An 8,073-nucleotide genomic window follows, 5' to 3' on the forward strand; every position below is an offset into this window, starting at 1 on the left:
GCATGTAAATATACAATACAAGACCATTTTGATTGAAGCGTTTTATCTTGCGTAAGGAACATGCCATCATATACGCAACATCTTGACTTTACTCGTTTTTAAAGGAAGAAAAATATAAGACAAAGAAACAGTAAAATTTAATCTCTGCAAATCACAGAGCTTTCTGTAGAGTTATGTTTCCATAAAACGCCTTATACCGTACATGGGATTTTTTACACGATTAATGCTCTTTTTTACATAAAGCCCATTGGCAAAAAGAAGCCTCTCTTGATAAGAAAAAGGCTTACACGTAATCATATTTTCAATTAAAAAGCATTGAATTCACGGAAAATACTTATCAACCAATGCATAAAGAATTGCTGCTGTTTCAACATCTAGAATCCCATCACAATTTTCTTGACGAAAATGAAGTTGAAATGCTCGGATCAAATCTTTGTATCCTGTTTGGGTACACGCAGCAGAAATGTCATATCCATAACATTTTAGCTTCGCCAAAACATCTTCTTTGGATGGAAAATTCTTAGAGAATTGCTCTTGATAATGACTTTTTAGTTCATCATCATACCATGCTCCTATACCTGCCCTATAAAGTTCTCTCCATGGAAAAGCTGCTCCTGGATCACTTTTCCTTCCAATGGCAATATCACTATGTCCCACAACATCAGTTGGCATAATATCGGGATACCGTTGAAGAATATTCAATGCAAGCTCCTTAACGGCATCAATTTGTATTGGATTATAAGGAGGAAATATACTCCCCTCATCATGATAAGCCATAAAATCAACTGTCTCTTCTGGAGACTCAGAATGACCAGTCGCTAAATTAACGATTTCAATCCCGATAGATGCATCATTGAGATGACTATGCCCAGTCCATGAACTCACACCCGCATGCCAAGCACGCTCATTTTCATCGACCAGATTAAAAATACGCATGTCCGTAAAGCCTGCCTCACGATATGTCTGCTCTGAAGGATCAGGAACAAGATAGTGTGCACTAACCTTTTCTCCTGTAAGCGCCATAACCGAGGATTTAAAATCAAGAGCCGTATAATGCATGACGAGAAAACGAACGCGACGATTAAAACTCTTGACAGAACGATAACTGTTGTAATCAATCTGATACATAAAAGCCCTTTCTTTTTTGCTTAAAAAGACCACTGCGCACCACAACAAATAGGACACAAATTGTTAAAAAATTTGCAACGAACTTCCTATCTAGATATTAAGAATTACGCCTAAAATTTGTTCATCAAAAACATTGACACTCTTATCAACAATTAAGACACATTTTTATTTTTCCCACACACACGCGTAAAATGTTTTTAACCACATTCACCAACACACCGCATTAAATATTTTCCTCAAACAAATTCCTAAAAATTACCAATCAAAAGAAAAACAAAAGCATAAAATGATCACTCCTTAAATTTTCACGTCTTACAGAAAAAATAGTTTTTCCTGTTATCAAATTGAAAAATATCGCCCCTCGGAAGCGAACTCCCAACTATCGCGCAATCACACAAAACTTATAGGAAAAATTTTATGAGCTCTTTACAACAATTTATTATCAGATAACTGAATGGCACATATTCCAATAAACTGGACGTATTTTTCAATAAAATTTGCAAAGCTTTCCTGTAAATGACACGACTTCTTGTCTTTTCACAACATCACTTTTTGATTTACAAAGAATCTTAATTATTTACAACGCTTGAGGCACACGAAGCCCCTGGATTCCTTGTCATAGGCTCTATTAAAGATAACATATTGATTTATAATAATAATTAATCATTTATAAATATTGAATGCAGCGAGCCTAATATAGTAAAGTTTTTCTTAATCTTGAATCAATCAAAGTCATTTAATTACACATCAAAAGAAAAATTAATCTATAGATAAAAACCACCTAAGAAAAGGATAAAAATACTTCTTATAATAGAACGTTCAATAATTTGAGCAATATTTTTACGTCCCCATAGAGGTTCATTTGCTTTTCTCAGTTTGCAAATATCTTTTTAAAACCAACCAAGCTGCATATTCTTGTAAGACGACACCTAAAAGTGGTCGCGTATAGGGAAAAGTTACACGATCATCGTCATAACCTTTCATCCGTATAGTCATCGTGGCATGTCCAAGGCTTTCTTCTTGATTTTCTAATGTCTCGATAGAAGGTGATAGGCTCACTTCAACCTCAAGATTTGGAATATTTTTTGTACTTTTTTCTATGGGTTGAAAATATTTTAAAAGCTGCGGATCATTGGAAGACCAATGAACCTCTGCATGCATCGCTAATTGTTTACAAGTAGTAGTCACTTCTGCACCAACCAAATAGGGGTGAAAATGATTTTCAAATTCTTCCACGAAATGTTGTTCCAAGGGCGCTTCTGATTGACCAATCAGCTGCACAAGAACATAGGGACTTTTCCATAAAAAATGCCGTTCAAATGGCTCATTTTCAAGATGACAATCAACCCACTGCGCAATGGTACTTTCATCAATTCCAATCAAAGTCCATGCATACCTCGCACGCGATACAGAAGAATATTTCTTCTCATTGTGTTCTAAATAATTCTCTAAAAGCGCAAGAGCCTGTGATGGTGGACCAGGCAAAACAACAAGCGTACTTCCATCGCAAGAGAGATAAAACCCTGGTGCTGTACCCGTAGGATTATCAAGCACGGTTGCTGTCTCAGGAAACAATGCTTGACGCGCATTACTCTTATCCGCCGTAATCCCTAATCGTTGTAATTGACCTTTTATTGTTTGCCAAACATCTTCATGATGTACCAAAGGCTGCTGCACGGCTTTTGCAACCGCATCACGTGTTATGTCATCTGATGTTGGTCCCAATCCCCCACTGATAATGATAAGATCTTCTTGTCCAAGACAAGAAACAACAGTTTCACTGATTTGCTGTAATTGATCAGCACAAACAAAATGACGTGTGACTTGAATATTTCTCTTGTTTAAGCTTTGGCTTAGATCTTGTAAATTCGTATTCAAATATTGTCCTGAAAGGAGTTCATCACCAATAGTAATAATTGCCGCATGACAAATAGAGACAGGTTTCATGAGAGAATTGCGAACAGCTTCAGCCATTTGACGGGTAGAGGCTACACCTCCTAGATCGTAAGATACAGTTTTTCCAGCACGAATAACCTGATCAACACTCTCAGACAGTTGTTTTGCTGCATCTTTAAAGCCTAAATGTTCTAAGAGTAAAGCCGTGGTATAAAGCATCGCAGAAGGATTTGCTTTATTTTGTCCAGCAATACGTAGTGCGCTTCCATGAACAGGTTCAAAATAAGCAATCTCGCTCCCCACATTTGCACTAGGTGCAAGCCCCAATCCTCCCATTACTCCAGAGCCAAGATCAGAGAGAATATTGCCAAACATATTTTCAGCAACAATCACGCCAAACTGCTCTGGCTTCGTTACAATCCACAAAGCAACTGCATCAACATTATGAATATCTGCTTCAATTTCCGGATAGTTTTGCGCAATTTTCTCAAAAATTTCTCGCGAAAATTGTCCACTTTCTCGCATAACATTGGGCTTATCAGCAAAAGTAACTCGCCTCATGCCATATTTTCTTGCATAAGAAAAAGCGTATTCAAATAACCGCTCTAAACCAAAGCGTGTCTGCAAACGGACTGTCCACGCAGCTTCCTCAAGCCCATATTTTGTCAAATTGGGATGTCTTAACCAAGCGGCTGCTTCAGGAGTGATACCCCGAAAATCCAATCCAGCATAAAGACCTTCACTATTTTCTCTGATAACATAAAAATGAAAAGGTTTTTTCGGACCAAAGATGTATCTTATAGGGCGTATATTTGCAAACAACCCTAATTTTTGGCGAAGCTGAAGTACAGGAGAAACATAGGCAAGGTTTTGCTCTTTTAAATGCGGTTCAAGTTCTTTTAAAGCCGCTTCTTTTCCTTTACTGGTCACAGCTCCAAGTAAAATCGCATCACTCTGAGTAATTTTTTGCCAAGTTGCTTGAGGGACAGGATCTCCTTCCTGTTTCCAACATTCAAAACCAATATCACCATAAGTAAACTCAATTGGCAATTGAAATTGCTCTAAGACCATCAGCGCAGCATCACAAACCTCTGGTCCTATCCCATCACCAGGTAATACAAGAACTTTCTTTTTCATAATCCCTCCATCCATTCATCAATGACTGTATCCGTCATAACAGGATTATCCTCCCACAAACGCGTACCAGCACCAGAGATGATCTTATATTCATGATTGAAACAAGGACTTTTCGTCTGATTATCTACCGTTGCAAGTTGTGACTTTTCTCCCACTAAAGCTAAAAACTTCCCCTTATACTTAACTATTTCATCTCTAGCATCCATCGCCAATAAGAGTTTAAAGCCTCTTGTCATGCGTTCAATTGCCACGCTTTTTTGTTGATCAGGAGCCTCCAATAAAACTCTTTTTTTCATAATGCCAGAAGGATGCATAAAACCATTGAGTATTTCCAAAGCTCCTGATAAATCATTATTTTCTAAGTAAACAAGAATATCTCCAAGGCGCCGTTGCAAAACCTTATCAAGATAGCCAGGTGCATTCACAGCAAGCACAGCTTGAACATTGGGAAGCCGTGCTGCCAATATTTGTACCAACATTCCAGCCATAGAAAATCCCACAAGCACTGCGGGCTCTTTAAAATAGCTTTTAAGTTTTTCTTCTATAAAAGATAAAATATCTACAGCAGAATGATTGAGAACATGAGAACTCTTAGGAAAAAGAGAAAGCGTATCCAGCAGAGTGACAGGGAATCCTTTTGATAAGCATAGCTTTGTCAATGGAGAACAAAAAACACCACCATCCCAAATTGGCATTACAGGAGAAAGAATAATAATAGGAAGGCTCATTGATCAATTCCTCCCCTTATTTTAAAACATGCATTAGAGCCAAAACTTTTCCCACCCAATATAATGAAAATATGTTGAAACTCTAGGCTCATACTCCCCCCCATCATAATCGATTTGTTAAACTCAAACTAAGCTTGTAACAAATTTTAAACCCATTCAATCCAACAACTTAATAAAAAAAAATTCATCTAATGTACAGGTGCCCCATTTGTGTAAAACATCAAAAGCATTTCCGCATAATGCTTTCTTTTTATCATTTCACTCAGCTCATTTCTGAGGTCATAAAATGACGCGCTTTTTGAATATAAATGATAAAACCAATCATACAACACACAGCTAACAAAGTGGCCATAGCCCGTGGGCTATGACCAGAGATTTTTCCGATAACCGCTGCACTTAGCGCCGCACTTCCTAATTGCAAAGATCCCATAACACCAGAAGCCGCTCCCGCAGCTTTCGGATGCGATGAAATAGCCAACGCTGTTCCTAACGGCAATAAAAAACCATTACCAAAAGTCAGAACAGCAATAGCCAAAAAACTTGTCACAAGGGGCCATGGGCTTAGATACATTTGCACAGCAAAGAGCACGCCTCCTATAACAAAAATAATGTATCCTCGACAGACAGTCTTTTCCATAGACTCGCGTTCAAAAAACCATCGCGCCAAAAGATTTCCCAAAATATAGGGCAATGAGACACCAATGTAGCTATAACTAATGTGTATTGGTGATAGACCCAAAGTCGTGAGTAAAAAAGGCGATTCCACAATATAAGCAAAATAAGCTATGTAAGAAAAACACGGAATAAGTGCATAAAAAATAAATTGTTTATTTCTAAAAACGCCTAAATATGCCTTCATCAATCCTACAGGGGAAAAATGCTGCCGTTTTTGAGGGGGCAGAGTTTCCGTTAGCACAAAACAACACAGCAAAATGGTCAAAAATATAAAAAAGCTTAAAAAGATAAAAGTTGCCTGCCAATGAAAAGCTTGTATCAAAAGTCCACCAATGAAAGGTGCAAGTGCTGGTGACATTCCAATAAAAGGGAAAACAATCAAATAAAGTTTTCCGGCTGCTTTTTTATCTAACAAATCATTGATAATTGCACGACTTAAGACAAGTCCCGCACAAGCACCAAGACCTTGCAAAAAACGTAACACAAGAAAAGCGTGAATATGAACCGTATAAATCGCACCAAATGTTGTAAATAACCACAAGAATAAGCCCAATAGAAGTGTTTTTTTACGCCCAAAATTATCACTCAGCGGCCCATAAATGAGCTGTCCAAGTGCCAATGCCAACAAAAAAACTGCCACTGCACTCTGAATTTGAGATTGTGTCACTTGATAATATTGACGCATCTCTCCCAGTGCTGGTAAAAAAATGTCGGTAGAAATCAATCCCCCCGTCGATAAACATACAATAAGTATAATGAATGGTAATGTATATTTATGAATCATAAAGAAAATCACACTTTTAGTTAGAGATTAAATAGTATTTAATTAAATATAACAAATATAATTATATTTTATGCTTATACATACAAATAATAATTATTAAAAGTGTTATTATTTTACTTTGTAAAAATATTATTTTTCTTATAGACAGCGTTTTGTTTTACGGACTTCATGGGACAAAAAGTTATTCCCTAAATAAGCTTTCCTGTACACACATCTTGCTATAACACACATCAACCTTTTTCAGAAACATCATAGATAAAATGCACTGATATTACATACCTTCTCCGCGACAACAATGGTATTCTCATACAATATCGAGTGAAATGAATCTACAAAATTCAAGGAAGAAAAACGGTCTATTGACGGCTCTACTCCAAAATTACGACCGTACAAAGCCCACTTCTAACACAACAATAGCTTGAAAAGCCTATCAACATAAACCTTTATTGTAAAGAATTTAGGTCTATCAGCTCATAGAGTATAATGACACCCCTGCAAAAAAACAAATATACTTTGCTCATTGCATGAAACTTTTTAATTAAGATAAAAAATTAAAAAAACTGTATAACATATTGATAAATATAATACTGTAATTTAATATATTTTTATTTAATTGACTCATAAGAGCTGTGAATGTGCATAATAGAAATAACACGCGTCCCATTACTGATACCCCTTACAGTTGAAGAAAAAACATATACAGAGATTAGTTTACGACGTGCAAAAGTTAAAGACTTAAGAGAAATAAGCAAAAAGGAAGGGATCAAGCAAACAATAGAAATGATTGCCTGTCTTTCGGGATGGTCTTATGATATGATCAACAAACTTGATGAGCATGACTTTTCAAATATCAAAGATATTTTGGACTCCTCAGTAAAAAAAGCGCTCGACAAAATAATCAGCATCAGTAACGATATTAAAATGGCTTTGAAAAATCCATTCACAAGCTATGTCGAAAGTTTTATCCATAAAATAAAAACACTCATGGGAAAAATAATGAATGTCTGTATTTTCAGCAACACCATGTTGGAAAAATGCAAAAACAGTTTGTATAAAGATATATTTGAAACAAAGGATATAAAAAACATAAAAGAAGAAATCTTTAGCGACTATACACCAATAACAGTGCATAACCCTTCTAATACACCGATTCAAATGAACATTATAAATTACGGTACCTTCATACAAAATAGTCCATCAGAACATGTGCATATTGCATCTCATCCCAAAACTGAAAACACAACAAAAAAGTCAATTTTGGATATAATCTTAAAATTGTCAGACATTGCCTCAAAAATTTTGAATCTGCCTTCTTGGTGTTGGGAGCTTTTACTTAAAAGATTGAAATAATTTTTCGAGCATCGTTTTGATATAGAGCAATAAGAGAAGGAAAAACAGCTTAGAACACTAATGTTTCTTCCTTCTCTTTTATCTCTCATAGCTTTTTGAATTGAATACTTTTGATATTTATTTTGAATAATTGAGGCATTCTTTTAATCATAAGTGCAATATAAAAAAACTAAAATTTTAGAAGACGCGCTGTTTTTACAAAAAAATGAAATAATAAAATAAAGACTCTAGAATTTTAAGTAATGATCACCGTCCTGTTTTCGATGTTTTCTGTCCTTTTTGGCGCATATCTATTCACTTTTGGAACATAATTGGCAAAAAGACATTGTATCTCCAGCATATTCAAGGAGATAAAACATGGAAACTCGCATTCCT

5 protein-coding genes are annotated in these 8,073 nt (G+C 35.9%); 1 reads left to right on the forward strand and 4 read right to left on the reverse strand.

Going from position 1 to position 8,073, the window contains the following annotated elements:
- Nucleotides 1-321 precede the first annotated feature (321 nt).
- The 4 genes from ACFIJ7_RS08070 to ACFIJ7_RS08085 form a co-directional block, all read right to left on the reverse strand.
- Entirely contained in the window at nt 322-1,128 is an 807-nt protein-coding gene (locus ACFIJ7_RS08070) for an N-acetylmuramoyl-L-alanine amidase (protein ID WP_375644993.1), read from the reverse strand.
- Nucleotides 1,129-1,986: 858 nt separating this feature from the next.
- Nucleotides 1,987-4,161 (reverse strand): isocitrate/isopropylmalate family dehydrogenase, encoded by a 2,175-nt coding sequence (locus ACFIJ7_RS08075; RefSeq protein ID WP_375644994.1) that lies wholly within the window; start codon nt 4,159-4,161, stop codon nt 1,987-1,989.
- The gene (locus ACFIJ7_RS08080) at nt 4,158-4,889 is read right to left on the reverse strand and encodes an alpha/beta fold hydrolase (RefSeq protein ID WP_375636615.1); all 732 of its coding nucleotides are present in this window, start codon (nt 4,887-4,889) and stop codon (nt 4,158-4,160) included. The genes ACFIJ7_RS08075 and ACFIJ7_RS08080 overlap by 4 nt, the downstream gene beginning before the upstream one ends.
- A 262-nt stretch (nt 4,890-5,151) precedes the next feature.
- On the reverse strand, nt 5,152-6,348 hold the full coding sequence (locus tag ACFIJ7_RS08085) for a multidrug effflux MFS transporter (RefSeq protein WP_375636617.1): 1,197 nt from the start codon (nt 6,346-6,348) through the stop codon (nt 5,152-5,154).
- A gap of 633 nt (nt 6,349-6,981) precedes the next feature.
- Here ACFIJ7_RS08085 and ACFIJ7_RS08090 point away from each other — a divergent pair.
- Entirely contained in the window at nt 6,982-7,698 is a 717-nt protein-coding gene (locus tag ACFIJ7_RS08090; RefSeq protein ID WP_375644995.1) for a phage tail assembly protein, read from the forward strand.
- The last annotated feature ends 375 nt before the right edge of the window (nt 7,699-8,073 follow it).

The sequence above is a fragment of the Bartonella sp. MR100HLJHH genome (genome assembly GCF_042194215.1).
GTDB lineage: Bacteria > Pseudomonadota > Alphaproteobacteria > Rhizobiales > Rhizobiaceae > Bartonella > Bartonella grahamii.

What these genes read in the sequence shown, in the direction of transcription:
- ACFIJ7_RS08085 (WP_375636617.1), bottom strand. Translation starts at nt 6,348, where the DNA reads ATGATTCATAAATATACATTACCATTCATTATACTTATTGTATGTTTA.
- ACFIJ7_RS08070 (WP_375644993.1), bottom strand. Translation starts at nt 1,128, where the DNA reads ATGTATCAGATTGATTACAACAGTTATCGTTCTGTCAAGAGTTTTAAT.
- ACFIJ7_RS08075 (WP_375644994.1), bottom strand. Translation starts at nt 4,161, where the DNA reads ATGAAAAAGAAAGTTCTTGTATTACCTGGTGATGGGATAGGACCAGAG.
- ACFIJ7_RS08080 (WP_375636615.1), bottom strand. Translation starts at nt 4,889, where the DNA reads ATGAGCCTTCCTATTATTATTCTTTCTCCTGTAATGCCAATTTGGGAT.
- ACFIJ7_RS08090 (WP_375644995.1), top strand. Translation starts at nt 6,982, where the DNA reads ATGTGCATAATAGAAATAACACGCGTCCCATTACTGATACCCCTTACA.